Raw genomic sequence first — 26,861 nt, 5'->3', positions numbered from 1 at the left:
AGGGTCAACCTTTGAGCTTGCTTTGCCTTCCCTTAACTGAACTTGAGAAGTTCTGACAGCCAACGGCAGGTGAACCCGAGGGCGGCGGTCACCCTGCTAGCACCGCTGCTCGCCGGAGCCCTGACCTTTACATCGGCCATCGCTCCCGCCTTCGCCGCCCACGCCGACCCCGACTCCGACTCCGACTCCGACTCCACGGGGAGCGGCGGCGGCTACGGCGACGACACCTACATCCGTCGGCGATGGACACCGCCCTAGCTGCTCGCCGGTCGACCGTTCGCCTGCGTCTCGGTTCGCCAGCCGAGGAGGATCGTGCGAAGCGCTTGTTCGGCGAGGTGGCGGGCGCGGTCGTTGCCGACGCTGCCGAGGTGACCGAGCGACGCGATGCCGTACAGCGTGCCCCAGAGGATCTCGCAGGCCTGGTCGAAATCGGCCAGGACCACGTCGTGTGCAGCCGACCAGGAGGTGAGCAGCTCCTTGAGGACGTCGATGACCGGTTCCGCGACCCGTCGGCGTTCGTCCGCGTCGACCATCGGGTCGTTCATGACCTGGAAGAGGTGGGGGTGCTCGCCGGCGAACCGGACGTACTGCGACGCGATGCGCGTCATGCGCCGGTCCGTATCGGGCTCCTGCGCGGCTCGGCGGAACTCGCTCAGCATCAGGCGGTGACCGTGCGCGACCAGCTCCAGTACGAGCGCGTCCTTGTTGGCGAAGTGCTGGTAGACGACGGGCGCGGAGTATTCCACGTCGGTGGCGATGCGCCGGATCGTCAGGGCCGCGACACCCTCGGTCTCGAGAACGTGCAGCGCGGCCTCGATGATCCGCTCCCGGGTGTTCGCCCGTTCGCGGGCCCGTCTCGTGCTGGTCGACATGGTCCGTCACTTCGCTTCGATGGTGTCCTCGAACCCTAGTCACCGCCTTGACCGCGCCGACGACGCGCGTCATAGTTAACGCCGTTAGGAATTATAACGACGTTAGGAACGGGTAGTAAGTCATGATTTACCACATCAACAGAGTCACGATGAAGGCCACTGCGACGCCTGAGCAGATCGAAGGGGTGCTGGAGAGCTGGCGCGATCAGGGCCGGTCGAACCCCGCCATCAAGTCCTTCGTCGTCGGCCGCGACCACGGCGGCGACTACACGTACGGCGCGGTGTTCGTCGTCGAACATCTCGACGGGCTCTTCGCCTACCTGACGCACCCGACCACGTACCAGACCGACCACCTCGGGCTGCACCTGGTCGAACGGCTGGAGATCTTCGACGTCAGTGACGACGACGACCCCGACCTGAACGCCAAGATCCAGGAACTGCACCGGCGCCGCAACGAGCTCAACCCGCAGATCGCCGGCATGCTCGCGGACGTGCCCGCCTATACCGGCTCCGGCGTGGACCACTGACCGATACCCCGGAGAAGGTGAAAGCGTCATGGCCAAGCACGTCATCATCGGTGCCGGTTCCATCGGTACCAACGTCGCTCGTCTGCTCGCCGAGCGCGGCGAGAGCGTCCGGATCGTCACCCGCAGCGGCTCCGGCCCCGAGCACCCGCTGGTCGACCGGGTCGCCGCGGACGCGTCCGACCCGTCCCGCCTGACCGAGCTGTCCCGCGGCGCGGAAGTGATCTACCACTGCGCCAATCCACCCTCATACACGGTGTGGGAGCGCCTGTTGCCGCCCCTGCAGACGGCGGCCATCACCGCCGCCAAGGCGAACGACGCCGTCCTCGCGCTGACCGGCAGCCTTTACGCCTACGGTCCGCAGCCCGGTGGCCGGATGAACGAGCACACCCCCATGGCCGCCACCGGGCACAAGGGCCGCCTGCGCGGACGCATGTGGGAACAGGCCCTCGCCGGGGGGATCCGCACCGTCGAGGTCCGCGGCTCCGACTACATCGGCAAGGACGCCAACGGCATCTACTCCCTGCTCATCAAGTCGGCCCTGCAGAAGGGAAAAGCGGCCTGGATCACCGGCCACCTGGACATGCCGCACACCTTCACCTTCAACGGCGACATGGCACAGGCCCTCGTCACGCTGGCCTCGGAAGAACGCGCGTGGGGCCGCCCCTGGCACGTGCCGTCCGCGCCGGCCGTCACCATTCGCGAGCTGGCGCGGCGCTACGCCGTCGCGGCAGGCCGGCCACCGGTCAAACTGATCCAGATACCGCGCTCCGTGACGCGTACGGCCGGGCTGATCGTGCCGATCGCCCGCGAGATGGCCGAGATGGACTACCAGTGGTACGCGCCGTTCCACATGGACGCGACGGAGACCGCCGAGACCTTCGGCCTGACCGCCACCGACCTCGACACCGCCGTCCGCGACGAGGTCAGCTGAACTCCCACCGCCACACCGTCACACCGGCACGTCGACGGCAGGTCCGCCGACACCATGAACGTTCGTGGTCACGGCACTACGCGCCTGCATCATCCGGATCGCATGCCTCAGTCGCCGGAGTGGTCAGGCAGGAGTTGAGCCGCGAGTGATCGTGCCGTAGCAGCGCGACGCAATCAGCGATCAGCGATCAGCGATCAGCGCGGTGGATGTCTCGTAGGTGCGGTGGGCGTACATGAGGACTTCCGGATCGGCGTTGCCGAGTTCGTAGGCGCTGTTGGCGCCATCAGGCAGCCACGCAGCGCGCCGGCGCCGGTCGGGTCGTCGATCGGTTGACGCGTCCAGGCTCGGGGCGTCGCTGACATCGAGCCGATGGCACAGGGCGCCGGTAGCCGTTGTCGCGAACCGTTGTCGAGCGGACCGCCCGCGCACTCCCCCGAGTGCGCGGGCGGTTCGCGTCGTCCCGAAACCCGGACCCGCTCCGATTCCCCCGATGGGATGGCAGGTGATCCCGTCGCCCCCGTCCGGCCTCCGCCCTGCCCTACAAGTAGCAGCGCTGGTAAGGAAGTTGGAGCAGGAGGAGGCACGAGTGGTGCGACGGGACAGGGCGCGGACGATGGCTGCGGCGAGCGCGGCGGCGGCGTTGGCGCTCACTCCGGGGGCGGCCCAGGCGGTCGGCCCCCGGCCCACGGTCGTGGAGACGGTCACGGCGACGGCGGCCGGGGTGACCGGCGCCGGATCGGTGACACCGTCGGTAAGGAAGGCGGAGATCGGCGGCTTTCTGACGATCGTCAACGAGGCGCGAGCGGACGTCGGTGTCCCCCCGCTGGTCTGGGACGAGTCCGTCGCCGGGCACGCCCGCTCCTGGGCGAGGGTGCGGGTCGACGACTGCGAACTCGTCCACTCGAACAGCCGGTACGGCGAGAACCTGGCCAAGGGGTCGAACCCCCGCTACTCCCTGGCGGACGCGGCCCGGCTCTGGCTCGACGAGAAGTCCGACTACGACCGTCCCTCCAACTCCTGTGTGAACGGCCGGGAGTGCCTCCACTACACCCAGCTCGTCTGGCGCACCTCGACACGGGTCGGCGCGGCGAAGGCCAGGTGCGGGAACGGCTGGACGTATGTGGTGGCCAACTTCGATCCGCCCGGGAACTGGCTGGGCCGACGGCCGTACTGACCGGGGGAATTCCGCGGGGGCCGGGATAATCCCTCCATGGCCCCACCTCCCCCGCCTCCCTCACTTCCCCCGCCTCCCCCGCCTCCCCCACCCGCACCCCTGGCACCGCCCGCCGCCCCCGAGGCCTCCGCGTGAACGGCCTCCCCGACCTCCCCGACCAACTCGGCCACCTCCTCGCCGATGTGCTGAGCGTCGGCGCCCCGTACGCCCTCGCCCTCACCGGCGATCACGCGGTGGCGGCGCACGGACTGGTCGAGGCGAGGCCGCCCGGCCGGGACCTGGAGCTGGCGACGGAGCACGCGGCCCCGATGGAGCGGATCGCCGCTGCGGTCCGGGTCGGCCTGGCGGAACGCGGCTGGCTGGTGCACACCGTGGAGACGGCCCCGCTCTCCGCCCGTCTCCTCGTCACCGACCCCACGACGGCGGAGGAACGCACCCTCGACCTCCTGAAGGAGACCCTCTGGCACCCGCCGGTGGAGACCTCCCTCGGTCCCGCGCTCGCCCTGGAGGACGTGGTGGGCGCCAAGGTCCGGGCCGTGGCCGACCGGGGCACGGCCCGCGACCTGATCGCCGTGCACGCGGCCGGCGCCCACTGGACCGTCGCCGAGCTGGAGGAACTGGCCCGCCGCCACACCTCCGCCACGTCCACCACCTTCAACCTCACCGACCTCCAGTCCCGGCTGGAGGGCACCGAGTGGCTCGACGACCGGGAATTCGCTCGCCACGGCCTGGACGCCGACGCCATCCTTGGACTCCGCCGCTGGGCCCAGACCTGGGCCGACGACATCGCCGAACGCCTCCTGGAAGAGGAGGCGTTGACGTCCCCACCGGAGGAGGACCCCGAGTGAGCAGGAGACGGTACGTCGCCCGGGGCGTCCCCGGCGGCTACCGCATATACGACCACCGCCGCCGGGGCTGGTGGGGCGACCTGTACGAACTCTGCCCGGACGACCTCCTCACCGAGCTGAACGGCGCGAAGGACCCCCAGAGGATGAGCGCCCTGATGAAGCGGTACCGGGCGCTGAAGCGCTAGCGGCCAGGCCTCGAACGGCGTCACGTCACCGTCGTGATCACCACCACCGTCATCACCATCGTCGCCGCCGTGAGGGCCGCCGCGGTGGCCGCCGCGGTCTCGGCCATCCGGCGCAGCGCCGGGTCCGCCCAGTGGTGTTCGGCGATCTCGGCCATCCGCCGCCTGGCCGGGGACTCCTCGGAGCCGGCGTCCGGGAAGACGAGGGTGTGCAGGTCGCCGTGGTGGAGGAGGCTGATCAGGGCGGCGGTGCGGGGGTCCGGTTCGGCACCCTCCAGGACCACCTTCGCCAGGCGCCCGCGCAGGGCCGACTCCGCCGTGCCGTCGGCCTCCGGGTAGCGGGTGGTGCGGAAGACCAGCAGGACACGGCGCTTCTCCTCCCGGATCAGGCCCTTGTCCAGCACACCCCGCAGTGCGGTCTCGTACTCCCGCGTCCGGTGCTCGTGGAGCCACTTCCCGGCGTCCTCCGGGAGCACCACATCGGCCGTTGCGCCCGACAGGCACCGCTCCAGCAGGGCCGCCGCCGCGATCGCGTAGGGCGTCCGCAGCGGAAGCCGGGCCTCGCCCGTGGTGTCGTCGAGGGAGAGAAGGAGGATCTCCTCACCGAGGGTCGTGGGCGGGGGGACGGAGGCCTGGGCGGAACCGGAAGGGGGCGTGGTCGACGTGGTCATGATCAGTACGACGTGGGCGGACGCCCGGCAGTTCCGAGCACGGGCCGCGCCTGGCAGGCGCACACGCCTGGTCGACTCACGCGCCCGGCAGGCTCACATGCCCGGCAGGCTCACGCGCCTGGCCGTCTCATGTGCCCGGTCGGCTCACGCTCCCGGTCGACTCATCACCGCCCTCGACGTCGCCGGTTCCCGACAATCCGGTTGAGGCCGCCGCCCGCTTCCGCCCAGAATCCCCGTATGGACGACTTCCCCAGGCTCAGCCAACTCCCCGCCTCCCTCACCGAGTTGCAGGAGGCGGCCCGTGCCGCCGGGTTCACCATGTCGTGTGAGCCCCGTACCGGCAGCCTGCTCGCCACCCTCGCCGCCACCCGCCCCGGCGGCCGGATCCTCGAACTCGGAACCGGTGTCGGCGAAGGCACCGCCTGGCTCCTCAGCGGCATGGACGAGACAGCGACGCTGGTGACCGTCGAGCTGGACGACGCCGTACAGGCCGTCGCCCGCAAGCAGTTCGGCGACGACGAACGCGTCACCTTCGTCACCGAGGACGGCGGACACTGGCTCGACGCGTACGACGGCGCCCCCTTCGACCTGGTCTTCGCGGACACCTGGCCCGGCAAGTTCACCCATCTCGACGCCGCCCTGGACCTGGTGGCACCCGGCGGCGCGTACGTCGTCGACGACCTGACGCCCGTCCCCGGCTGGCCGGAGGGTCACGAGGCGGCGGTGACCGACCTGCTCGCGGTTCTGGAGGGGCGCTCGGACTTCCGGGCGACCCGGCTGACCTGGTCGAGCGGCCTGCTGATCGCCGTACGGACCGGCGGCACCGCCCCCGGCCCCTCGGCCTGACCACCCGCACCCGGACCCGCGTCCGCACCGGCGCCCCGGGCCGGCCCCGCGCCCGGCCCCGTCTCCATGCCGAGCGCCGTCCGCGCCGCCTGCACATGGTGCAGCCCCTCGACCGCCGTCCGGGTGACCCGCGCGTACTCCTCGGGGGTGCGGGCCCTGGTCAGCTGGGCGCGGGCGGTGCGGAGGCGTTCGGTGGCGTCGGTCAGGGACTCGGCCGCGCTGCCGCCCGCCCCGGCCTGCGCCCTTACGTCGATACCGGCCAGGCTGCCGCCCAGCCGTACGACCCAGCGGTTGGCGTCGGCCTCCGCGTCCAGGTCGGACGACGGACCGGGCTCGTCCACGGACCGCCGCCGCGCGACGACCGCGACCACCGCCCCGACGATCAGCAACACTGCGACCAGCACGGCCAGCTTCATGGCCTCCTCCAGCATTCCGACGTTCCGTCCCTGTACGGGCTCGTACGGGCTCGTACGGGCTCGTACGGGCTCGTACGGGCTCGTACGGGCTCGTACGGGCTCGTACGGGCTCGTACGGGCTCCTCACCCTGTACGTCCCATCACACCGCCTCCCGCTGTGATCGTCCGACGAGAAACCTGTGCGTCCCCTGATGACTTCCCCAGCGAGTACCCGATCGGGGGACGAGCGCACGCCGAAGGCCCGGAACCCAGGGGGAGGGGTTCCGGGCCGTGCGCGCGCCGGGCCGTGCGACCGCCGGCCGCTCAGCGACGGCGTACGCCGGTCGACGTCAGCTCGCCGAGGCCGACTCCGACGCCGTCTCCGACGCGCCCGGCTGGACGGAGTCGCCCGTGCCGGTGTTCGTGGCATCCGGGTCGACACCGACCGTGATGGAGCCGGTGACGCCCTTGGCGATGTCGTTCTTCTTGTACTTCAGCTTGAGCAGACCGCCCTGGACACCGCTGTCGTCGTAGATCGTGTCGTCGTCGAGGGTCGTGCGCTCGGTCGTGGAGGTCGAGTACGGCTCGACCTCGGCGGAGGCCAGCACGGACTCCTCGTCGAAGAAGAACTGGCCGGTGTGGCAGGTGTTGCCGCCCTCGTAACCGGCCTCCGTCCACTCGCCGTTGACGTGCACCTTCACATGGATGTGGACGCAGCGGCCCTGGTACCAGCCCGGGAAGATCGTCTTGAAGGTGACGAAGCCCTGCTTGTCGGTCTTCCAGGTGCCGCGCAGATAGCGGGTGTCGCTGGTCGGCTCCTCGTGCCCGCCGCCACCGCCACCGCCGGCCGGGGGTTCGCCGGTCGGGGTGCCGGACGGCACGTCGGTGGGGGTGCCCGAGGGGGCGTCGGTGGGGGGAGTGCCACCGCCTCCGGAGAAGCTCTCGTAGCCCGAGTAGAGGCCGAGCGCGTCGCAGTGCCAGATGTCGACGGCCGCGTCACGGACCGGCTCGCAGGTCTCGTTGTCGATCACCTTCAGGCGGAGGGTGAGAGGGATGCCCTCCTTGTCCTCGGTGATGTCCTGGCGAAGCTTGTCCGCGTCGATGTAGTACGGGCCCTCGGTGGTCTCCGAGGTCAGCTTGTAGCACTCCTCTCCGGCACTGGTGGAGGCGAGAGGCTTGGCGGTGCCCTGCTTGTTCGTGCCCGCGCTCGCGGTCGCCACGACCGCTCCGCCCACCCCCACGGCGGCCACGGCGCCCGCGCCCGCCACGACGACCTTGCGGCGCGTCAGATCCCGCTTGTGCCTCGGCCCCTGGGCCTTCTCGTTCTCGTTTCCGGTCTGGTTTCCCGTCATGGGCAGGAAATTAGGGAGTCAGGCTGTCAAAGCCGTGGGAAAGCACTGTGGTTTTCCCCGCATTCCCGTGCGGATTCCCACGAGAAGGGAAAAGGGGTCCGAAATCGCCGTCTATTTCGGACCCCTTTCGGCAAAAACTCTGGATAAGCTGACCTAACTCGTGCTCGACGCCGAGGCGCTCGGCCGCGGCGGGGTCCCCGTCCCGTCGTTGGTCGCCTCCGGGTCCACGCCCACCGTGAGCGAGGCCCGCACACCCTTCGCGATGTCCCGCTTGTCGTAGCGGAGCTTCAGCAGTCCGCCCTGGACGCCGCTGCCGTCGTAGATCGTGTCCTCGTCGAGCGTGGTGCGCTCGTCGGTGTTGGAGACGTACGGCTCCACGACCGCGGAGGCGAGCACGGACTCCTCGTCGAAGAAGAACTGGCCGGTGTGGCAGGTGTTGCCGCCCTCGTAACCGGCGTCCGTCCACTCGCCGTTGACGTGCACCTTGGTGTGGATGTGGACGCAGCGGCCCCGGTACCAGCCCGGGAAGACGGTCCTGAAGGTGACGAAGCCCTGCCGGTCCGTACGCCAGGTGCCGCGCAGATAGCGGGTGTCGTCCGTCGGCTCCTGGTGGCCGCCGCCCGGTGGCGGGCCGGAGGGGTCGCCGCTCGGGGGCTCACCGGTCGGAGGTTCGCCGGTGGGGGCCGGGCCGCCCCCGCCGTTGCCCATGTCCTCGTAGCCGGAGTAGACACCGACCGCGTCGCAGTGCCAGATGTCGACGGCCGCGTCACGGATCGGCCGGCACGTCTCGTTGTCGATCACCTTGAGGCGGAGGAGCAGCGGGATGCCCTCGCGGTCCTCGGTGACGTCCCGGCGGAGCTTGTCCGCGTCGATGTAGTACGGGCCCTCGGTGGTCTCCGAGGTCAGCAGGTAGCACTCCTCCGGGACGGGAGCGGGGCCACCGCGCTCTCCGCCCCGCTCACCCGCGAAGGCGTTCGCCGCCATGGCGCCGCCCAGCCCCACCGCCGCGGCCGCACCCGCACCGACCACGACCACCGTGCGGCGCGTCACATCCCGCTGATCCTGTTCATTCGCTGTCATGCGCCGGGAAGTTAGATAAGAAGGCTGTCAGCGAGCTGAGAAAACGGCGCCTTTTCCCCAGGAACGGAAAAGGGTCCGGAAATCGACGGACGACTTCCGGACCCTTTTCACCGACAAGCCAAGAAAGGCTTGCCTTACTTACTTGCCTACTTCGGCTGCGGCTTCCGCACCGACAGGTGCAGCTCGCGCAGCCGCGCCTCCTCCAGCTCCGTCGGCGCGCCCATCATCAGGTCCTGGGCGTTGCCGTTGAGCGGGAAGGCGATGGTCTCGCGGATGTTGGGCTCGTCGGCGAGGAGCATGACGATGCGGTCGACACCGGGGGCGATGCCGCCGTGCGGCGGGGCGCCGAAGCGGAACGCGCGCAGCATGCCCGCGAACTGCTCCTCGACGGTGTCCCGCTCGTAGCCCGCGATCTCGAAGGCCTTGAGCATGATCTCGGGCTCGTGGTTCCGGATCGCGCCGGAGGACAGCTCGACGCCGTTGCAGACGATGTCGTACTGCCAGCCGAGGATGTCCAGCGGGTCCTGGGTCTCCAGGGCCTCAAGACCGCCCTGCGGCATGGAGAAGGGGTTGTGCGAGAAGTCGATCTTGCCGGTGTCCTCGTCCTTCTCGTACATCGGGAAGTCGACGATCCAGCAGAACCGGAAGACGCCCTCCTCGAAGTGCCCGGCACGCTTGGCGGCCTCGACCCGCACCGCGCCCATGATCTTCGAGACTTCCTCGAACTCGCCCGCGCCGAAGAAGACGGCGTGACCGGCGGCCAGGGAGAGCCGCTTGGTCAGCTCGGCGACGTTCTCCTCGGTGAGGAACTTGGCGATCGGGCCGGACAGCGAACCGTCCTCGGCGACGCGCACCCAGGCCAGGCCCTTCGCGCCCTGCTCGATCGCGTACTCGCCGAGCTGGTCGAAGAACTTGCGGGGCTGGGCCGAGACATCCGGCACAGCGAGCGCGCGCACATGCTTGCCGGCGAACGCCTTGAACTCCGAGCCCTCGAAGACGTCGGTGATGTCCACCAGCTCCAGCTGGGCCCGCAGGTCCGGCTTGTCGGAGCCGTACTTGAGCATCGCCTCGCGGAACGGGATGCGCGGGAAGGGCGAGGTGACGTGCCGGCCGTTGCCGAACTCCTCGAACAGCTCGGTCATGAGCTTCTCGATGGGCTGGAACACGTCCTCCTGCTCGACGAAGGACATCTCCACGTCGAGCTGGTAGAACTCGCCCGGCGAACGGTCCGCGCGCGCGTCCTCGTCACGGAAGCAGGGCGCGATCTGGAAGTACCGGTCGAAGCCCGAGATCATCAGCAGCTGCTTGAACTGCTGCGGCGCCTGGGGGAGGGCGTAGAACTTGCCCGGGTTGAGGCGCGAGGGGACGACGAAGTCGCGGGCGCCCTCGGGGGAGGTCGCCGACAGGATCGGGGTCGCCATCTCGTTGAAGCCCAGCGCCGTCATCTTGTGACGGATGGCGCTGATCACGGCCGTACGCAGCATGATGTTGCGGTGCATACGCTCGCGGCGCAGGTCCAGGAAGCGGTACTCAAGGCGCCGCTCCTCGTTGACCCCGTCCTCGGCGTTGATGGTGAAGGGGAGCGGGGCGGCCGCGCCGAGCAGCTCGACCTCGCCGACCTCGACCTCGATCTCGCCGGAGGGCAGGTCCGGGTTGATGTTCTCGGCGCCGCGCGAGACGACCTTGCCGTCGACGCGGACGGTCGACTCCTTGGAGATCTTGTCCAGCGCCTCGTACGCCGGGGTTCCCGGACGGGCCACCAGCTGCGTGATGCCGTAGTGATCGCGGAGATCGATGAAGAGGATGCCGCCCAGGTCGCGCCGATTGTGCAGCCAGCCGCTCAGCCGGACGTCGGTGCCGACGTCAGAGGCGCGGAGCTCGCCGCAGGTGTGGGACCTGTACCGATGCATCGTCGTTCATCCAGCCTTCGCTGATCGGGAATCTGAGTGCGTGTCTCACGGCCGGTGTTTCACGTGAAACAACCCCAAGCGTACCGGGCACCCCGAGATCACCTCCCCACCATTTGCCGCCGGGCGGCAGGCCCCCACGACGCGACCGTCACGACGCTGACCGGATACGCACGGTCATAGCCATGGGCAGGACCGTAAGCGGTTACTGTCGCTAGCGTCGATTGCCGTCACCTCCGTCGCCGCCGGTCGTGGTTACTTGTCATGCTTCCGGTCCCGCTCGGTGCCCGGTACAGCTTCGGTGGCACGGTCCGATCAGCTGTTCTTAGAGTGGGTCAATGCGCACTGGTGAGCCCCCGCCCACTGTGGGGGACGTCCTGTCCGCCCTCGCGACGGGACTGTGGACCTGGGACAGCGCTGCCGGAACCGTCACGCTGGATGCCGAAGCCGCCCGGCTCATGGGGCTGCCCGCGGAGCCGACGACGCTCACCCAGGCCGGGGCGCGGGCACGTCTGCACCCCGTCGACTGGAACGAGATCGTCTCGGTCGTGCAGCTCGCCGTCGTCGAGGACACCCTCGCCGAGGTCCGGATCCGGGTCATGGACGACCGGGGCCGGGTGCTCCGCACGGTCCGCAGCCGCTCCAAGCCGACCTTCGACCCCCTGACGAAGTCCTTCGAGCTGATCGGCACCATCCAGGAGGTCACCGAGCCCTCGCCGGAGACCGCCGCCCGCGCCCCGGCCGTCACCGGCGACTGGCGGCGCTCGCGCGAGGCGTTCCTGCTGGACGCGGGCCGTGCGCTGGCCGAGGCGCGGTCCACGGCGGAGGTGCTGCGGGTCGCGGCGGGCCTGGCGATGCCCGGCTTCTCACCGGACGGGCTCGCGGTCTTCGGTGTGGAGGCCGACCGGCTCACCGTCATCGGACACCACGGGCACAGCCAGGGCGACGAAGGCCCCTTCACCCATATGCCGCTGGAGACGGACTACCCGGCCGCCGAGGTGGTCCGCACCGGCCGTGCCGTCTACCTCTCCTCCCCCGAGGACTACAAGGCCCGCTACCCCACGGCCTGGCCGCTCGCGGAACAGTTCAACCGCCAGTCCTGGGCCTTCCTGCCGCTGACCGTCGCCGGCCGCACGATGGGGGCGTGGATGGCGGGCTTCACCCACCCCGTCACGTTCACCCCCGACGAGCGCTCGGTGCTGACCACCGTCGCCCGCATGCTCGCCCAGGCCCTCTCCCGCGCCGGCGCCGCCGAGACCGAACGCGAACTGACCGACGGCCTCCAGCGCACGATGCTCCCCACGCTGGGCCCGGAGATACCCGGCATGAGCGTCGCCGCCCGCTACGTCCCCACCGGGGGCGGACTCCAGGTCGGCGGCGACTGGTACGACATGATCACCCTGCCGAGCGGCCGGTTCGCCCTGGTCATCGGCGACGTCCAGGGCCACGACGTGCGCGCCGCCGGCCTCATGGGCCAGCTCCGCATCGCCCTGCGCGCCTACGCCTCCGAGGGGCACCCCCCGGACGCCGTCCTCTCCCGTGCCTCCCGTTTCCTGCACGGCATCACGAACTCCTCCGCCGACGCGTACTCCGACCTGCGCTTCGCGACCTGCCTCTACGTCGAGGTCGACCCGGTGTCCGGCGTCCTCGACATCGCCCGTGCCGGGCACCCCGACCCGGTGATCCGCATGGCCGACGGCACGGTCCTGGTCCGCCCGACCCCGGGCGGCCTCCCCCTCGGCATCGACCCCGACGCCGACTACCCCACCACCCGCCTCGTCCTGGAACCCGGCGAGACGATGCTCCTGTGCACCGACGGCCTCATCGAAACGGGAGGCCACGACCTCGACACGGGCTGGCGCCGCATCCGCACGATCCTGGAGTCCTTCGACGCGAGACCCTCCGGGGGACCGGGGGAGGAGCGGCTGAGCACCGGAGAGGTGAACCACGGGGAGAGGCTGCGTGGGGGTGGGTTGGTCGCTGGCGCGCTGATTGCTGATGCGCTGGTTACGGACGCGCTGGTTACGGGCGGGCCGGTTGACGGTGGGCTGAGGCCGGGTGGGCAGGAAGCGGACGGGCAGGAGACGAGCAGGCAGGAAGCGGGCGGCTCCGAGCTGGGCCGCGTTGAAACGAGTCGCCTGGGAACGGGTCGCCTGGTCAGCGGTCGCTCGGAAACGGGTGCGCTCGCGGCGGAAGGCCCGGAGCCCGGCGACCTCGCGCCGAGCCACGCGGCACCCGGCGACCTCGCCCCGAGCCACCCGACACCCGGCGACCTTGCTCCCAGCCGACCGGAACCCGGTGGCCTGGCGCCGTACCCCCCGGAACCCGGTGGCCTGGCGCCGAACCCTCCGGAACCCGGTGGCCTCGCGCCTGGCCGGCTGGAGGCGCTGGCCGACGCGCTCGTCCAAGGGGTGCACGGCCCCTCCTCCCACCACACCCCCGGCCCGCTCGCCGACCGGCGGGAGGACGACATAGCGATGCTGCTGCTGTGCCGGGAGAGCGAGGGATACGGCCGCGGCGACACCACCGCCGTACGACCGCCAGTACGCCGCACCGCCCTGACCGTCGCCCAGGCGGAGCCGGAACGCATCGCCGGGGCCCGGCAGCAGGTGCGCGAGCTGCTCCACGACTGGAACTGCGGCGACCAGGTCGACTCCGCCGTCCTCCTCGTCTCCGAGATGCTCACCAACGTCCTGGTCCACACGGACGCCGACGCGCTCCTCGTCGCCGAGATGACCGGCGACAGCGGCGAACGCCGGATGCGTATCGAGGTCACCGACGCCGGCGACGCCCTCCCCCACAAGCGCCACCCCGGTGAACTCGCCTCCTCCGGCCGCGGCCTCGTCCTCATGGACATGCTCGCGGACGCCTGGGGCGTGGACCCCCGCGGCGACGGCAAGAGCATCTGGTTCGAGCTGTACGAGACGGCGTCGTCGGACGGCTCGAACGGAAGGCCGGCGGGTTAGGGATCCGACCGCGCCCCGCGAGGGGCGCGGCGAACGGCTCCGCTGCCGCGGGTCGAGGCCGGCCGCATCCTCAGAGCCGCTCGTACACGATCAGGCGGCGCCCATGGGTCCGCTCGTCCGCCACCACGGTGAAGTACCGCTTCAGCACCTCGGCCTTCACCTTGTCCCGAGCCCCCGTCGGCGGCCGGGCCGCGCCGGGCGCGTCGGTGACCAGGAGGATCCGCCGCTCCGCCAGCATCGCGGCCCGTATCCGGGCGGGATCGGCCTCGACCCCCTTCAGCGTCCCGGACCGCGCGGGGCTGTGCGCGAGCGCGATGTCCCGTAACCCCGCGAAGGCGTCGGGGGAGACGAGCGCGGTGTCGCGCCGGGCCGACGGCGCGAAGAGCACCGCGTCGCCGGGCTGTTTCAGACGTCGCACGTCGACGGCGGTCGCCAGGACGTCGTCGATCCGGCTGGCGGGGGACCGTTTGGCCAGCGAATGCGGCAACAGCGCCACCACCACGACGGCGACCACCCCCGGCACGATCCACGACGAGGCCCTCGGGAACCTCGGCCGGACGGCCTGGACCGCCGCACCCAGTACCGCCCCGATCAGCAGCGCCAGCCCCAGCATGCTGAACAGGACATAGCGTTCCAGGAACATCGGCTGGATCAGGGACAGGCCGAGCAGGCCGAGCTGCGGCACCGCCAGCAGCGGCAGTCCGACCGCCGCCACCGACAGTCGCCCCACCCGCGGCCGGTTCAGCAGGGCTCCGAGAACGCCGATCGCCAGCAGAATCGCCGGGCCGATCAGCATGTGCCAGGTCAGCGGCGGTATCCAGGACACCTGGCCGGACTGCCGCCGGCTGAACAGGATCAACGGCAGCACACCCGCCGTCGCGACCACCGAGGCCCCCGCCCAGCGCGCCCACGTCACCCGCGACGCCCGCGTCCACAGCAGGGTCACCGCATGCGCGGGCAGGATCAGCAGGGACAGCCAGTTCAGCAGCCCGCACACCAGGATCGCGCCCCCGTACGCGACCCAGTACGCGCCCCTGTGCGCCCTTCGGCCACCCCGTTCCCGCTCCCGTTCCTGCTCCTGCTCCTGCTCCTGCTCTCGCTGAAGCACGGTCACCAGCAGCAGCGTCGAGACCCCCGCACCCGCCGCGATCAGCGCGTACGGGCGGCCCTCCTGGAGCTGGAACTGCACGGCCGGCAGCAAGCCGAACACCAGTCCGCCCCCGAGGCCCGCCCAGATCCCGGCCAGCCGACGCCCGATGACCGTCACACAGGCGGCGGCCACCACCATGGCCAGCACCGAGGGCAGCCGCAGGGTCGTCGTACCGGCTCCGAAGCAGGAGAAAAGACCGTGCATCAGCAGGTAATAAAACCCGTGCACGACATCGACCTGCCCCAGCATGTGCCAGATCTCGGCGGTCGAACGCCGCGCCACCTGCCAGGTCGCGGCCTCGTCCCGCCACACGGTGTTCTGCCGGGACAGCCCCCACAGACCGAGGGCGAGAGTCCACACAATCGGAATCCACACCACCGGAATCGACCGGACCGGAAGAAGCCGCCGCACCACGGCCGGACGAAATCTCGGCAGGAGCGGTGTATTCGTACTCAAGCGATCGGAGAATTACCGGACGGGCGGTGAAATACCCTGGTATCAGGCACCCTGCGCATGAGTCGTCTCCCCGTTTCCCGCTACCGCGGGCACGCCGAACCACGCCCTGGCCGCAGGCCAGCGCGGGATGCGAGTGCCGATTCCCCCTGAGAGCCACCCGTTTCGGAAGTCGGCCGACCGAGTGGACAAGCCCGAATTTACGCGGCGGGAACAAAACTTATCCAGCCGTCTCACGGGTGGGCATCATCACCCGAAACCCAGTGAACCCGAAGAACTCCCCGCAGCCCGATTGAAGAAGGTACGCCGCATTTACCGCCTTTGATGGCTCCCGCCGAACAGGGAAAAGCCCAGACAAAAAAGCCCCGCCCACAAGGGGCGGGGCTTTCCTGAAATTTTCGCGGCCGGACGGACCGCGCGGGCCTGCAAACCCAGGTCTACAAACCCTCGGCGGTCATCCCGTGAACCGCCGGGATCGTCCCCAGCCGCCCCTTCTGGAAGTCCTCGAACGCCTGCTGCAGCTCGTCGCGGGTGTTCATGACGAACGGGCCGTAGTGGGCCATGGGCTCACGGATCGGCTGTCCGCCGAGGAGCACGATCTCCAGGTCGGGCGCGTTGGAGTCCTGCTGCTCGTCCGCACGGAAGGTGATCGAGGAACCCGCGCCGAAGACGGCCGTCTGGCCGAGGTGGATCGGACGCCGGTCCACACCGACGGTGCCGCGCCCGCCGAGGACGTACGCGAGGGCGTTGAAGTCCTCGCGCCACGGCAGGGTGATCTCCGCGCCCGGCGCGACGGTCGCGTGGAGCAGGGTGATCGGGGTGTGGGTGACGCCCGGCCCCTCGTGACCGTCCAGCTCACCGGCGATGACGCGCAGCAGCGCGCCGCCGTCGGGGGTGGTGAGCAGCTGGACCTGGCCGCCGCGGATGTCCTGGTACTTCGGGGCCATCATCTTGTCCCGGGCCGGGAGGTTCACCCACAGCTGGATGCCGTGGAAGAGGCCACCGGACATGACGAGCGACTCCGGCGGCGCCTCGATGTGCAGCAGGCCCGAGCCGGCCGTCATCCACTGGGTGTCGCCGTTGGTGATGGTCCCGCCGCCACCATGGCTGTCCTGGTGGTCGAAGATCCCGTCGATGATGTAGGTGACGGTCTCGAAGCCGCGGTGGGGGTGCCAGGGGGTGCCCTTCGGCTCTCCCGGCGCGTAGTCCACCTCACCCATCTGGTCCATCATGATGAACGGGTCGAGGTGGCGGTAGTTGATCCCTGCGAACGCACGGCGGACCGGGAATCCCTCGCCCTCGAAACCACTGGGCGCGGTCGTCACGGTGAGCACCGGACGGGCCACCGCGTCGGTCGGTGCGGCGACACGGGGCAGGGTCAGCGGGTTCTCGACGGTCACTGCGGGCATGTCGGTACCTCCTTGTGCGCTCAGTTTAGTTGATTGTTGAACTTTCTGCCAGGCCTAACAGCGCACAGCCCGCATCTCATTCCCTCACGGCCCGGACAGCAGAACGCCGCCGGTCACAGAGGACCAGCGGCGACGCGACCATCCCGGTCACCGGCGAACAGTAGGGGGCTCGAAGGACCGGAAGAAACGGTTCAGCAAACCCACATGGCCCAGCCTCAGCCCACCCAAGGGGCGCGGGGAACTGCGCGAGCAACCACAGACCACCCGCACCCCGCAACGAACCGCGACCCACCCACCCGGCCCCGGACCCGAACCCGGCCCAACCAGCGGAGCTACCCGTACATCCGCCGCATGGCGAACTCCACCATCTGCTCCACCGCCTTCGCGTCGAACACCATCCGATGCTCCCCCTCCATGTCGAGGACGAAGCCGTACCCGGTCGGCAGCAGATCGATCACCTCCGCACCGGTGATCACGAAGTACTTGGACTCCTTGCCGGCGTACCGGCGGAGCTCCTTGAGCGAGGTGAACATCGGGATCACCGGCTGCTGCGTGTTGTGCAGCGCCAGGAACCCGGGGTTGTCGCCGCGCGGGCAGTACACCTTGGACGTCGCGAAGACCTGCTGGAAGTCCTCCGCGGCCATCTGCCCGGTGGTGAAAGCCCGCACCGCGTCCGCGAGGGAGGGCGGGGACGGCTCCGGGTACAGCGGTGCCTGCTGCCCGTAACCGCCCCCCATCTGGCCGCCGGGCATCTGCCCGGGCATCTGCTGCTGCGGCGGCGGGGCGTACTGCTGCTGAGGGCCGGCGCTCTGGTCGTAGCCGTACATGCGGCAAAGCGTAACGAGTCACAGATGGACCGCTCGGGGTTGCTTCTTATTACTGATGGGTAGCATCATCGACATACAAGCTACTTGTTGGTACGTGAACCAGCGCGAGGATCCAGTGCCTCGCCGATCCCTCTCTTACGGAGCCGTCGCCATGGGGCACTACAAGTCGAATCTCCGCGACATCGAGTTCAACCTCTTCGAGGTGCTCGGGCGCGACAAGGTGTACGGCACCGGTCCGTTCACGGAGATGGACACGGACACCGCGAAGACCATCCTGGAGGAGCTGGCCCGGCTCTCGGAGAACGAGCTGGCGGAGTCCTTCACGGACGCCGACCGCAACCCGCCGGTCTTCGACCCGGAGACGAACACCGCGCCGGTACCGGCCTCCTTCAAGAAGAGCTACAAGGCCTTCATGGACTCCGAGTACTGGCGGCTGGGCCTGCCCGAGGAGATCGGCGGCACCACCTCGCCCCGCTCCCTGATCTGGGGCTTCGCCGAGCTGATCCTGGGCGCCAACCCGGCCGTCTGGATGTACTCCTCGGGCCCCGCGTTCGCCGGCATCCTCTTCGAGGAGGGCAACGAGGTCCAGAAGCACATCGCCAAGGTCGCCGTGGAGAAGCAGTGGGGCTCCACGATGGTCCTCACCGAGCCCGACGCGGGCTCCGACGTCGGCGCCGGGCGCACCAAGGCGATCCAGCAGGAGGACGGCTCCTGGCACATCGAGGGCGTGAAGCGGTTCATCACCTCCGGTGAGCACGACATGGAGGAGAACATCCTTCACTACGTCCTCGCCCGCCCCGAGGGCCACGGCCCCGGCACCAAGGGCCTGTCTCTCTTCCTCGTCCCGAAGTACCTCTTCGACTTCGAGACCGGCGAGCTGGGCGACCGCAACGGCGTCTACGCCACGAACGTCGAGCACAAGATGGGCCTCAAGGCCTCCAACACCTGCGAGATGACCTTCGGCGACCGGCACCCGGCCAAGGGCTGGCTGATCGGCGACAAGCACGACGGCATCCGCCAGATGTTCCGCATCATCGAGTTCGCCCGGATGATGGTCGGCACGAAGGCGATCTCCACGCTGTCGACGGGCTACCTGAACGCGCTGGAGTACGCCAAGGAGCGCGTCCAGGGCACCGACCTGGCGAACTTCATGGACAAGACCGCGCCCAAGGTCACCATCACGCACCACCCCGACGTCCGCCGCTCGCTGATGACGCAGAAGGCGTACGCGGAGGGCATGCGCGCGCTGGTCCTCTACACGGCCTCCATCCAGGACGAGATCCAGGTCAAGGAGGCGGCGGGCCAGGACGCCTCCGCCCTGGAGGCCCTGAACGACCTGCTCCTGCCCATCGTCAAGGGCTACGGCTCCGAGAAGGGCTACGAGCAGCTCGCCCAGTCCCTGCAGACCTTCGGCGGCTCCGGCTTCCTGCAGGAGTACCCGATCGAGCAGTACATCCGCGACGCCAAGATCGACACCCTGTACGAGGGCACCACCGCGATCCAGGGCCAGGACTTCTTCTTCCGGAAGATCGTCCGCAACCAGGGCGCCGCGCTGAACTCCCTCGCCGAGGAGATCAAGAAGTTCCTGGCGCTCGGTGAGGGCGGCGAGCAGCTGGCCGGTGCCCGTGAGCACCTCGCCAAGGCCGCCGTCGAGCTGGAGTCCCTGGTCGGCCTCCTCCTCACCGACCTCGCCGCCACCGAGCAGGACGTCAAGAACATCTACAAGGTGGGCCTCAACACCACCCGCCTGCTGCTCGCCTCCGGTGACGTGGTCGTCGGCTACCTGCTCCTCAAGGGCGCGGTGGTCGCCGCCGAGAAGCTGGAGACGGCTTCCGCGAAGGACAAGCCCTTCTACACCGGCAAGATCGCGGCGGCGAAGTTCTTCGCGGCCAACGTCCTCCCCGGCGTCACCCTCGCCCGCAAGATCTCCGAGGGCGTCGAACTGGACCTGATGGAGCTGGACGAGGCGGCGTTCTGACAGCCGTGGCGGCCATGGCTGCCGTGGCCGCGTCCGTCCAGACCTGACACGGGGTGCCTGTCAAGGGCATCCGGTGCAGGCCGAATCGGCCCTCGGTGCCGCACCGCCCCTGCCCGGCCGTGCGGCACCGAGGCCCGACACACACCCTCCACGAGGGCCCGCTCCCAACCCCCGGGAGTGGGCCCTCGTACGTCGTTAAGGTGAACCCCATGCGCACACCCCCACGCTTCGATCGCGGCCACACCGACGACCTCATGACCTTCCTGGCGAGCAGTCCGACCCCGTACCACGCGGTGGCGAGCGCCGCGGAACGGCTGGAGAAGGCAGGCTTCCGCCAGGTCTCGGAGACCGACGCGTGGGACGGATCGCTGGGCGGCAGGTACGTCCTGCGCGGCGGCGCGATCATCGCCTGGTACGTGCCGGAGGGCGCCACCCCTCACACCCCCTTCCGTATCGTCGGCGCCCACACCGACTCGCCCAATCTGCGGGTCAAACCCCGCCCCGACAGCGGTGCGCACGGCTGGCGCCAGATCGCCGTGGAGATCTACGGCGGCCCGCTGCTCAACTCCTGGCTCGACCGCGACCTCGGCATCGCCGGCCGGCTCTCCCTGCGCGACGGCACCAGCCGCCTCGTCAACGTCGACAGACCCCTCCTGCGCGTCCCCCAACTCGCCATCCACCTCGACCGTACGGTCACCTCCGACGGCCTCAAGCTCGACAAACAGCGTCACCTCCAGCCCGTCTGGGGCCTCGGCGACGACGTCCGCGACGGCGATCTGATCGCCTTCCTGGAGGAGGAGGCGGGCCTCCCCTCGGGCGAGGTCACCGGCTGGGACCTGATGACCCACTCCGTCGAACCGCCCGCGTATCTGGGCCGCGACAACGACCTGCTCGCCGGTCCCCGCATGGACAACCTCCTCTCCGTGCACGCCGGTACGGCCGCACTCGTCTCCGTCGCAGGCTCGGGTGACGAACTCCCGTACATCCCCGTCCTCGCCGCCTTCGACCACGAGGAGAACGGCTCCCAGTCCGACACCGGCGCCGACGGTCCGCTGCTCGGCGGGGTGCTGGAGCGCTCGGTCTTCGCCCGCGGCGGCTCCTACGAGGACCGGGCACGTGCCTTCGCCGGCACGGTCTGTCTCTCCTCCGACACCGGGCACGCCGTCCACCCCAACTACGCGGAGCGCCACGACCCGACGCACCACCCCCGCGCGGACGGCGGCCCGATCCTGAAGGTCAACGTCAACAACCGCTACGCCACGGACGGTTCGGGCCGCGCCGTCTTCGCCGCCGCCTGTGAGAAGGCCGGTGTGCCGTTCCAGACGTTCGTCTCCAACAACTCCATGCCCTGCGGCACCACCATCGGCCCCATCACGGCCGCCCGCCACGGCATCCGCACCGTCGACATCGGCGTCGCCATCCTCTCGATGCACAGCGCCCGCGAGCTGTGCGGCGCGAAGGACCCCTACCTCCTGGCGAACGCTCTGGTGGCCTTCCTGGAGGGCTGATCCCCCGCCCGGCCCCCAACCGCTGTTACTGACCGGCCAGTCCGGGTACCCGATGTCGACCGGTAGGACCGAACGACCGGAACGACCGGCCGACCCAACCGGACAATGGGAGGAACACTCATGGGCCTGGGCGGGTGCATCATTCTGATCGCGGTGGGGGCCATCCTCACGTTCGCCACCGACTGGGACATGCAGGGGGTCAACCTCGACCTGGTCGGCATCATCTTCATGATCGTCGGACTCATCGGCGTCGCGACGTTCAGCAGCATCGCCAAGCGGAGGCGGGTCGTGGTGCCCCCCACGTCTCCGGTCGTCGACGAGAACGGCCAGCAGCGGGGTGGATACCAGGGGTACTAGGACCCACGCCCGCACAAGCCTCCAGCGGCGCGGCCGGCGCCCCTAGAGGCCCTCGTCCATCCCCGCCAGCACCAGCGGCAGCCGGTCCGTCCCGCCCTGCGTGAGCCGGACCGGCACGCCCCAGTCCTGCTGGTGGACATGGCAGGCCGGGTACGCGTGGGCCGGATCGCTGTCGCAGGAGGCGGCCATCGCCGAGACATGGAGCACGCCCTCGGATATGGACGGGTTCAGTTCGAGGTCGCGGGACAGGTCCGTGTCCGCTCCCTCGCCCCGGAGGAGCAGCTCCGGCGGGGTGGCGGAGACGAGCAGCCTGGTCGACGGGCCGTACCGCTCGTCGAGCTTCTGCCCCGCCGGGGCCTGGAAGACGACGTCCAACCGCAGGCTGCCGGGGGCGACTTCGGTGGCCGCGCGCCGGGTGCGGTGGGCGACGGCCTCGACCTTCACCGTCTCCTCCGGCAGCCGCAGCCGGGTCAGCCGGTGGCGGGCCGACTCCACGACCACGATGTCGTCCCCCACGAGCACCGCGTCGCTCGGCTCTCTCAGGTCCGTGGCCAGTGTGGTGACATCACCCGTCGCCGGGTCGTAGCGGCGCAGCGCGTGGTTGTAGGTGTCGCTGACCGCCACCGAGCCGTCGGGCAGGACGGTGACCCCCAACGGATGCTGGAGCAGCGCCTGTCCGGCGGCGCCGTCCCGGTGCCCGAAGTCGAAGAGCCCCGTCCCGACCGCCGTGTGGACCGCCCCGTCGAGGTCCACCCAGCGCAGCGCGGACGTCTCGGAGTCGGCGAGCCAGAGCCGGTCGGCGGTGGCCGCGAGCCCCGAAGGCTGCGCGAACCAGGCCTCGTCGCCCGGCCCGTCCACCAGCCCCTCGTTGGTCGTGCCGGCGGCCACGGCGACCGTGCAGTCGGCCGGGTCGTACGTCCACAACTGGTGGACCCCCGCCATCGCGATCCACACCTTGCCGCCGAACACCGCCACGTCCCACGGTGAGGACAGGTCGATCTCCCAGGCGGGCCCGGAGGTCGGCGAGCCCTGCCACCACTGGCGGCCGGTGCCCGCGAGGGTGGTGACATTCCCGGTGGCCGGGTCGAGCCGACGCAGGGCGTGGTTCACGGTGTCGGCGACGACCACGGCACCGCCGTCCAGCAGCGCCAGCCCCTGCGGCTCGCTGAAGCGGGCGTGCTCCGCGCCGCCGTCCACGAACCCGCGCTCACCGGAGCCGTAGATCCGTACGACGGTCTCGCCGTCCGCCGCCAGCCGGACCAGCCGGTGCCGGGTGGTGTCGCTGACGAGGATGTCGCCGTCCGGCAGGAGCAGGGCCTTGCCGGGGAAGCGCAGCGCCGTCGGCTCGGGCTCCGGCGCCACATACGGCCCGTCGCCGCGCCGCAGCGTGCCCTTGCCCGCGTGCTCGGTCTCCAGCTCGGCGACCAACCGCTCGATGGCGTGCGCATGCCCCTCGCCCGCGTGCTGGGCGACCACATACCCCTCCGGGTCGATCACCACCAGGGTCGGCCAGGCCCGTACCGCGTACTGCTTCCAGGTGGCGAGCTCCGGGTCGTCGAGCACCGGGTGCGCCACCCCGTACCGCTCGACGGCGTCCACCACCGCCCCGTGCTCCGCCTCGTGCGCGAACTTCGGCGAGTGCACCCCGATGACCACCACCGTGTCCCGGTGCTTCTCCTCCAGCTCCCGCAGCTCGTCCAGGACATGCAGGCAGTTGATGCAGCAGAACGTCCAGAAATCCAGCACCACTATCTTCCCCCGCAGGTCAGCGAGGGTGTACTGCTGCCCACCCGTGTTCAGCCAGCCGCCCTTCCCGATCAGCTCGGGCGCGCGGACACGGACACGGCGGGGTGCCGGGTGCTCGGTCGTGGAATCGCTCATGGATCAAGGGTGCCACTTGTCGCCACCCCGCTCGCAAGCCTGTGGACAACCTCGCGCACAGCCTGTGGACAACTCTCGCGGGATCCTTCTCCGGCGTTGCCGTGCCGGGCGCCCGGGCTGCGCCCTTCGGCCTACGTTCGACGTTTCGGAGCGGGTCCCGGGGAACGCCTGAAGGTATGAGATTCCTCGTGCGCGACCGGCTTCTCGGCATCGGTGACGACTACTGGATCGAGGACGAGCACGGCTCCAAGGCCTTCCTCGTCGACGGCAAGGCCATGCGGCTGCGGGACACCTTCGAGCTGAAGGACACCCGGGGACAGGTACTGATCGACATCCGGCAGAAGATGTTCGCCCTGCGCGACACCATGGTCGTCGAGCGGGACGGCCGGACCCTGGCCACCGTCCGCCGCAAACGCCTGTCCCTCCTGCGCAACCACTACCGCGTCTCCCTCGCGGACGGCACCGAGCTCGACGTCAGCGGCAAGATCCTCGACCGCGAGTTCGTCATCGAGTACGACGGCCAACTCCTGGCACACATCTCCCGCCGATGGCTGCGGGTCCGCGAGACCTACGGCCTGGACGTCGTCCGCGACGACGCGGATCCGGCCCTGCTCATCGCCGTCACGGTGTGCGTGATCAACCTGGCGGAGAAGGAGAAGGAGGACGACTGACGAGGACGACCGACGAGGACGACTGACGGCGGCGACACCGGGCCGGGCCGGACCGGGCCGGAGATCAGCGGCGCGGTGTCTCCAGTCCCAGCAGCCGGTCCTTCAGCGCCGGGAACTGCTCACGCGTGGTCGAAACCTTGCCCGGATCGAACTCCACCGTGAGGACCTCCTCGTCGGGGCCCGCCTCCGCCAGCACCTCGCCCCAGGGGTCGACCACGATCGAGTGACCGGCCTGTGGAACTCCCGCGTGCGTACCGGCCGTTCCACAGGCGAGGACGTAGGCCTGGTTCTCCACGGCCCGGGCCTGCGCCAGCAGCGTCCAGTGGGAGCGGCGGCGCTCCGGCCAGCCCGCCGAGAGCACGAACATCTCGGCGCCCGCGTCGACGAGCCCCCGGAAGAGCTCGGGGAAGCGGAGGTCGTAGCAGGTGGCGATGCCTGCGGTCGTCCCGGCCAGGGGGAGCGTCACCAGCTCCGAGCCCGCGCTCATCAGCACCGCCTCGCCCTTGTCGAAACCGAAGCGGTGGATCTTGCGGTAGGCGGCGGCGAGGTCGCCGGACGGTGAGAAGACGAGGGAGGTGTTGTAAAGAGATCCGTCACCCGCGGTGGAGCTACTGCCGGAATCAGTGCGCTCGGGAATCGAGCCCGCGTGCAGCCAGACACCCGCGTCGCTCGCCGCCTTGGCCATCGCCTCGTACGTCGGCCCCTCCAGCGGCTCGGCCGCCGTGGCGAAGGATTCGAACGCGAAAGCGCCGGTGGTCCAGAGCTCCGGGAGGACGACGAGATCGGCGCCGGCCTGCTCCCTCACCAGCGACGCCACGCGCCGCCTGCGCGAATCGACCGATTCATCCTCATCTACACCGATCTGGATGAGCGAGGCGCGCACACTACCACCGTCCTGGCATTCGAGCCGTCCACACCGGCCTACGATCGTCACACGAAAGCACTGCCGGGGTGCCTCACAGCAGCGTAACTTAACGTTCCACAGCACCCACTGACAGCCGCCGACGCCCACTCACCGCCGTCAACGCCGACGCCCCAACTGAAGACCGACACACACAGAGCCGACACGCACCGACCGTACTGACACGTACCGACCGCCCGAGGGGTCCCGTTCCGTGAGTCTGCATCCCACTCTTCAGCCCTACGCCGACGCCTGGACCCACTCCGTGGACGCGATATCCGAGCTGGTGACGCCGCTCGTGGAGGGCGAGTGGAACCGTCGGACACCATGCCCGGGCTGGTCGGTGCGCGATGTGGTCTCCCATGTCATCGGCCTGGACTGCGAGATGCTCGGCGACCCGCGGCCGATCCACACCCTCCCCCGCGACCTGTACCACGTCCGGACCGAGCACCAGCGGTACATGGAGATGCAGGTCGACGCCCGCCGTCACCACACCGCGCCGGAGATGACCTCCGAGCTGGAGTACACGATCATCCGGCGCAACCGCCAGCTGCGGAACGAGTCGCGGGACCCGGGGCACAAGATCCGTGGCCCGCTCAGCACCGAGCTGACCCTCGAACAGGCCATGCGGAACCGCGCGTTCGATGTCTGGGTCCACGAGCAGGACCTGCGGGCCGCGCTGGGCCGGCCGGGGAACCTGGACTCGCCGGGCGCGCACGTCGTCCGTGACGAGCTGCTGTCCGTCCTGCCGAAGGTCGTCGCCGAGGACGCCCAGGCGCCGCGCAGTTCGGCCGTCGTCTTCGACGTCCACGGCCCGGTGGAGTTCCTGCGTACCGTCCGCGTCGACATGCAGGGCCGCGGCACCCTGGAGACCACCCCCGCCCTCGGCCCCGCCGCCACCATCACCCTCGACTGGGAGACCTACGTCCGGCTGGCCTGCGGCCGGGTCACCGCAGACCTCGTCGCCGACCGCATCAAGGGCGAGGGCGACCCGCAGCTGATCGCGGCGATCCTGCGCGTGTTCGCGGTGACCGTGTAGCTCACGACGGCCCCGCACCACACTCTCCCGGCACCCGCCAGGCACTCGCCCGGCACTCGCCCGGCCGGGGCGCGTGCGCGCGACCGCGCGCTCACGCGAACTGGTCGAACGCCATCTTCGTCACCATCCCCACCACCACGACCACCAGCACCACCCGGACGAAGCCCGAGCCCCTCTTGAGCGCGGTCCGTGAACCGAGCACGGCCCCCACGATGTTCCCCACGGCCATGCCCAGCCCGAGGGCCCACAGCACATTGCCCTGCCAGGCGAACACCGCGAGCGCGCCCAGGTTGGACGAGGCGTTGACGACCTTCGCCATGGCCGCGCTCTCCAGGAACTGGGTGGCCAGGAGCGTGGTGAAGGAGATGATCAGGAAGGTGCCGACGCCGGGGCCGAACACCCCGTCGTAGAAGCCGATCCCGACGCCCGCCAGAAGGACGGCCGCGATACGGCGGCGCCTGGTCACCGCCGCCTCCGGGTGCCGCACGCCGAACGACGGCCTGACCGCCACCAGGAGCGCCACGCCGACGAGCAGCGCCATGATGACGGGGCGGAAGTACCCGGTGGGGACGTTGGCCGCGAACAGCGCGCCCAGGGCGCTGGACGGGACGGCGAGCGCCGCGGCCGGCAGGAGTATCGAACGGTCGAGCCTGGTCCGCCGCTGGTACATGTACGCGGCGGTCGCGGTGCCCATGACCGCGGCGACCTTGTTGGTGCCCAGCGCCGTCGCGGGCGCCTGGTGCGGGAACGTCAGCAGCAGCACGGGGATGAGCAGCACCCCGCCGCCGCCCACCACCGCGTCCACCCACCCGGCCGCCGTCGCGGCGAGCAGCAGTCCGAGCACGTCGAAGACATCCATGGCGATCCCCCCGTAGCCCACAGAGCTTGATCAAGCTACGGGACGGATCACCGTCTTGTAAGGGTTGAAAGCGCCAG

At 70.1% G+C, this 26,861-nt stretch carries 24 protein-coding genes; 13 read left to right on the top strand and 11 right to left on the bottom strand.

Annotated elements, in window-relative coordinates:
- Window positions 1–69: 69 nt before the first annotated feature.
- Complete coding sequence (locus tag ABT147_RS15110; RefSeq protein WP_351405845.1) at window positions 70–258, top strand: hypothetical protein; 189 nt, start codon at window positions 70–72, stop codon at window positions 256–258.
- Here the strand turns inward: ABT147_RS15110 and ABT147_RS15105 are convergent.
- Entirely contained in the window at window positions 255–872 is a 618-nt protein-coding gene (locus ABT147_RS15105) for a TetR/AcrR family transcriptional regulator (protein WP_351405843.1), read from the bottom strand. The two genes, ABT147_RS15110 and ABT147_RS15105, sit on opposite strands and share 4 nt — an antisense overlap.
- 122 nt (window positions 873–994) lie before the next feature.
- Here ABT147_RS15105 and ABT147_RS15100 point away from each other — a divergent pair, with 122 nt between their 5' ends.
- From ABT147_RS15100 to ABT147_RS15080, 5 genes are all read left to right on the top strand, one after another.
- A complete protein-coding gene (locus ABT147_RS15100; RefSeq protein ID WP_351405841.1) occupies window positions 995–1,399 on the top strand; it encodes a Dabb family protein in 405 nt (134 codons plus the stop codon).
- A gap of 28 nt (window positions 1,400–1,427) precedes the next feature.
- Entirely contained in the window at window positions 1,428–2,330 is a 903-nt protein-coding gene (locus tag ABT147_RS15095; protein WP_351405839.1) for an SDR family oxidoreductase, read from the top strand.
- 586 nt (window positions 2,331–2,916) lie between these two features.
- Complete coding sequence (locus ABT147_RS15090) at window positions 2,917–3,504, top strand: pathogenesis-related family 1 protein (RefSeq protein WP_351405837.1); 588 nt, start codon at window positions 2,917–2,919, stop codon at window positions 3,502–3,504.
- A 131-nt stretch (window positions 3,505–3,635) separates the two neighbouring features.
- A complete protein-coding gene (locus ABT147_RS15085) occupies window positions 3,636–4,352 on the top strand; it encodes a hypothetical protein (RefSeq protein ID WP_351405835.1) in 717 nt (238 codons plus the stop codon).
- Window positions 4,349–4,537, top strand: coding sequence for a hypothetical protein (locus ABT147_RS15080; protein ID WP_351405833.1), 189 nt, complete (start codon window positions 4,349–4,351; stop codon window positions 4,535–4,537). The genes ABT147_RS15085 and ABT147_RS15080 overlap by 4 nt, the downstream gene beginning before the upstream one ends.
- Window positions 4,538–4,557: 20 nt before the next feature.
- On the opposite strand, the gene ABT147_RS15075 is transcribed toward ABT147_RS15080, so the two are convergent.
- Window positions 4,558–5,205 (bottom strand): GOLPH3/VPS74 family protein, encoded by a 648-nt coding sequence (locus ABT147_RS15075; protein ID WP_351405831.1) that lies wholly within the window; start codon window positions 5,203–5,205, stop codon window positions 4,558–4,560.
- 237 nt (window positions 5,206–5,442) lie between these two features.
- Here ABT147_RS15075 and ABT147_RS15070 point away from each other — a divergent pair, with 237 nt between their 5' ends.
- Window positions 5,443–6,051: an O-methyltransferase gene (locus ABT147_RS15070; RefSeq protein ID WP_351405829.1), complete on the top strand. Its 609-nt coding sequence runs from the start codon at window positions 5,443–5,445 to the stop codon at window positions 6,049–6,051.
- A 745-nt stretch (window positions 6,052–6,796) separates the two neighbouring features.
- Here ABT147_RS15070 and ABT147_RS15065 read toward each other — a convergent pair.
- The 3 genes from ABT147_RS15065 to aspS form a co-directional block, all read right to left on the bottom strand.
- Entirely contained in the window at window positions 6,797–7,798 is a 1,002-nt protein-coding gene (locus ABT147_RS15065; protein ID WP_351405827.1) for an intradiol ring-cleavage dioxygenase, read from the bottom strand.
- 153 nt (window positions 7,799–7,951) lie between these two features.
- Window positions 7,952–8,878 carry an intradiol ring-cleavage dioxygenase gene (locus ABT147_RS15060; RefSeq protein ID WP_351405825.1) on the bottom strand — a complete coding sequence of 309 codons (927 nt, stop codon included), beginning with the start codon at window positions 8,876–8,878 and terminating at the stop codon, window positions 7,952–7,954.
- A gap of 146 nt (window positions 8,879–9,024) precedes the next feature.
- Window positions 9,025–10,788, bottom strand: a complete 1,764-nt coding sequence (gene aspS, locus ABT147_RS15055; protein ID WP_351405823.1) for an aspartate--tRNA ligase — start codon at window positions 10,786–10,788, stop codon at window positions 9,025–9,027.
- 335 nt (window positions 10,789–11,123) lie between these two features.
- Between aspS and ABT147_RS15050 the strand changes: the two genes are divergently transcribed.
- On the top strand, window positions 11,124–13,751 hold the full coding sequence (locus ABT147_RS15050) for a SpoIIE family protein phosphatase (protein WP_351405821.1): 2,628 nt from the start codon (window positions 11,124–11,126) through the stop codon (window positions 13,749–13,751).
- A 70-nt stretch (window positions 13,752–13,821) separates the two neighbouring features.
- Here ABT147_RS15050 and ABT147_RS15045 read toward each other — a convergent pair whose 3' ends face one another.
- The 3 genes from ABT147_RS15045 to ABT147_RS15035 form a co-directional block, all read right to left on the bottom strand.
- Window positions 13,822–15,264, bottom strand: a complete 1,443-nt coding sequence (locus tag ABT147_RS15045; protein WP_351406017.1) for a protein O-mannosyl-transferase family — start codon at window positions 15,262–15,264, stop codon at window positions 13,822–13,824.
- Between the two features lie 527 nt (window positions 15,265–15,791).
- Window positions 15,792–16,763, bottom strand: coding sequence for a pirin family protein (locus ABT147_RS15040; RefSeq protein ID WP_351405819.1), 972 nt, complete (start codon window positions 16,761–16,763; stop codon window positions 15,792–15,794).
- A gap of 332 nt (window positions 16,764–17,095) precedes the next feature.
- Window positions 17,096–17,590 (bottom strand): SseB family protein, encoded by a 495-nt coding sequence (locus ABT147_RS15035; RefSeq protein WP_351405817.1) that lies wholly within the window; start codon window positions 17,588–17,590, stop codon window positions 17,096–17,098.
- Between the two features lie 151 nt (window positions 17,591–17,741).
- Here ABT147_RS15035 and ABT147_RS15030 point away from each other — a divergent pair, with 151 nt between their 5' ends.
- From ABT147_RS15030 to ABT147_RS15020, 3 genes are all read left to right on the top strand, one after another.
- On the top strand, window positions 17,742–19,568 hold the full coding sequence (locus tag ABT147_RS15030; RefSeq protein WP_351405815.1) for an acyl-CoA dehydrogenase: 1,827 nt from the start codon (window positions 17,742–17,744) through the stop codon (window positions 19,566–19,568).
- A gap of 209 nt (window positions 19,569–19,777) precedes the next feature.
- The gene (locus tag ABT147_RS15025; protein WP_351405813.1) at window positions 19,778–21,076 is read left to right on the top strand and encodes a M18 family aminopeptidase; all 1,299 of its coding nucleotides are present in this window, start codon (window positions 19,778–19,780) and stop codon (window positions 21,074–21,076) included.
- Between the two features lie 120 nt (window positions 21,077–21,196).
- Complete coding sequence (locus tag ABT147_RS15020; protein WP_351405811.1) at window positions 21,197–21,433, top strand: DUF6458 family protein; 237 nt, start codon at window positions 21,197–21,199, stop codon at window positions 21,431–21,433.
- Window positions 21,434–21,475: 42 nt separating this feature from the next.
- Here the strand turns inward: ABT147_RS15020 and ABT147_RS15015 are convergent, their stop codons facing one another.
- The gene (locus ABT147_RS15015; protein WP_351405809.1) at window positions 21,476–23,314 is read right to left on the bottom strand and encodes a thioredoxin-like domain-containing protein; all 1,839 of its coding nucleotides are present in this window, start codon (window positions 23,312–23,314) and stop codon (window positions 21,476–21,478) included.
- Between the two features lie 176 nt (window positions 23,315–23,490).
- On the opposite strand from ABT147_RS15015, the gene ABT147_RS15010 reads away from it, so the two are divergent.
- Complete coding sequence (locus ABT147_RS15010; protein ID WP_351405807.1) at window positions 23,491–23,985, top strand: LURP-one-related/scramblase family protein; 495 nt, start codon at window positions 23,491–23,493, stop codon at window positions 23,983–23,985.
- A gap of 64 nt (window positions 23,986–24,049) precedes the next feature.
- Here the strand turns inward: ABT147_RS15010 and ABT147_RS15005 are convergent, their stop codons facing one another.
- Window positions 24,050–24,868 carry a carbon-nitrogen family hydrolase gene (locus ABT147_RS15005; RefSeq protein WP_351405805.1) on the bottom strand — a complete coding sequence of 273 codons (819 nt, stop codon included), beginning with the start codon at window positions 24,866–24,868 and terminating at the stop codon, window positions 24,050–24,052.
- A 232-nt stretch (window positions 24,869–25,100) separates the two neighbouring features.
- Between ABT147_RS15005 and ABT147_RS15000 the strand changes: the two genes are divergently transcribed.
- A complete protein-coding gene (locus tag ABT147_RS15000; RefSeq protein WP_351405803.1) occupies window positions 25,101–25,925 on the top strand; it encodes a maleylpyruvate isomerase family mycothiol-dependent enzyme in 825 nt (274 codons plus the stop codon).
- Window positions 25,926–26,016: 91 nt separating this feature from the next.
- On the opposite strand, the gene ABT147_RS14995 is transcribed toward ABT147_RS15000, so the two are convergent.
- Window positions 26,017–26,784 (bottom strand): TSUP family transporter, encoded by a 768-nt coding sequence (locus ABT147_RS14995; RefSeq protein ID WP_351405801.1) that lies wholly within the window; start codon window positions 26,782–26,784, stop codon window positions 26,017–26,019.
- Between the last annotated feature and the right edge of the window lie 77 nt (window positions 26,785–26,861).

Origin of the sequence: Streptomyces sp. NPDC001868 (assembly GCF_040297125.1) — a bacterium.
Classification (GTDB): domain Bacteria; phylum Actinomycetota; class Actinomycetes; order Streptomycetales; family Streptomycetaceae; genus Streptomyces.
The sequence above is the reverse complement of the archived record's forward strand: the minus strand, read 5'-3'. Positions and strand labels throughout refer to the sequence as shown.

Coding starts and splice junctions, on each gene's coding strand:
- ABT147_RS15095 (WP_351405839.1), top strand. CDS start 1,428: ATGGCCAAGCACGTCATCATCGGTGCCGGTTCCATCGGTACCAACGTC.
- ABT147_RS15030 (WP_351405815.1), top strand. CDS start 17,742: ATGGGGCACTACAAGTCGAATCTCCGCGACATCGAGTTCAACCTCTTC.
- ABT147_RS15040 (WP_351405819.1), bottom strand. CDS start 16,763: ATGCCCGCAGTGACCGTCGAGAACCCGCTGACCCTGCCCCGTGTCGCC.
- ABT147_RS15100 (WP_351405841.1), top strand. CDS start 995: ATGATTTACCACATCAACAGAGTCACGATGAAGGCCACTGCGACGCCT.
- ABT147_RS15035 (WP_351405817.1), bottom strand. CDS start 17,590: ATGTACGGCTACGACCAGAGCGCCGGCCCTCAGCAGCAGTACGCCCCG.
- ABT147_RS15010 (WP_351405807.1), top strand. CDS start 23,491: ATGAGATTCCTCGTGCGCGACCGGCTTCTCGGCATCGGTGACGACTAC.
- ABT147_RS15075 (WP_351405831.1), bottom strand. CDS start 5,205: ATGACCACGTCGACCACGCCCCCTTCCGGTTCCGCCCAGGCCTCCGTC.
- aspS (WP_351405823.1), bottom strand. CDS start 10,788: ATGCATCGGTACAGGTCCCACACCTGCGGCGAGCTCCGCGCCTCTGAC.
- ABT147_RS15050 (WP_351405821.1), top strand. CDS start 11,124: ATGCGCACTGGTGAGCCCCCGCCCACTGTGGGGGACGTCCTGTCCGCC.
- ABT147_RS15020 (WP_351405811.1), top strand. CDS start 21,197: ATGGGCCTGGGCGGGTGCATCATTCTGATCGCGGTGGGGGCCATCCTC.
- ABT147_RS15015 (WP_351405809.1), bottom strand. CDS start 23,314: ATGAGCGATTCCACGACCGAGCACCCGGCACCCCGCCGTGTCCGTGTC.
- ABT147_RS15060 (WP_351405825.1), bottom strand. CDS start 8,878: ATGACAGCGAATGAACAGGATCAGCGGGATGTGACGCGCCGCACGGTG.
- ABT147_RS15065 (WP_351405827.1), bottom strand. CDS start 7,798: ATGACGGGAAACCAGACCGGAAACGAGAACGAGAAGGCCCAGGGGCCG.
- ABT147_RS14995 (WP_351405801.1), bottom strand. CDS start 26,784: ATGGATGTCTTCGACGTGCTCGGACTGCTGCTCGCCGCGACGGCGGCC.
- ABT147_RS15105 (WP_351405843.1), bottom strand. CDS start 872: ATGTCGACCAGCACGAGACGGGCCCGCGAACGGGCGAACACCCGGGAG.
- ABT147_RS15070 (WP_351405829.1), top strand. CDS start 5,443: ATGGACGACTTCCCCAGGCTCAGCCAACTCCCCGCCTCCCTCACCGAG.
- ABT147_RS15025 (WP_351405813.1), top strand. CDS start 19,778: ATGCGCACACCCCCACGCTTCGATCGCGGCCACACCGACGACCTCATG.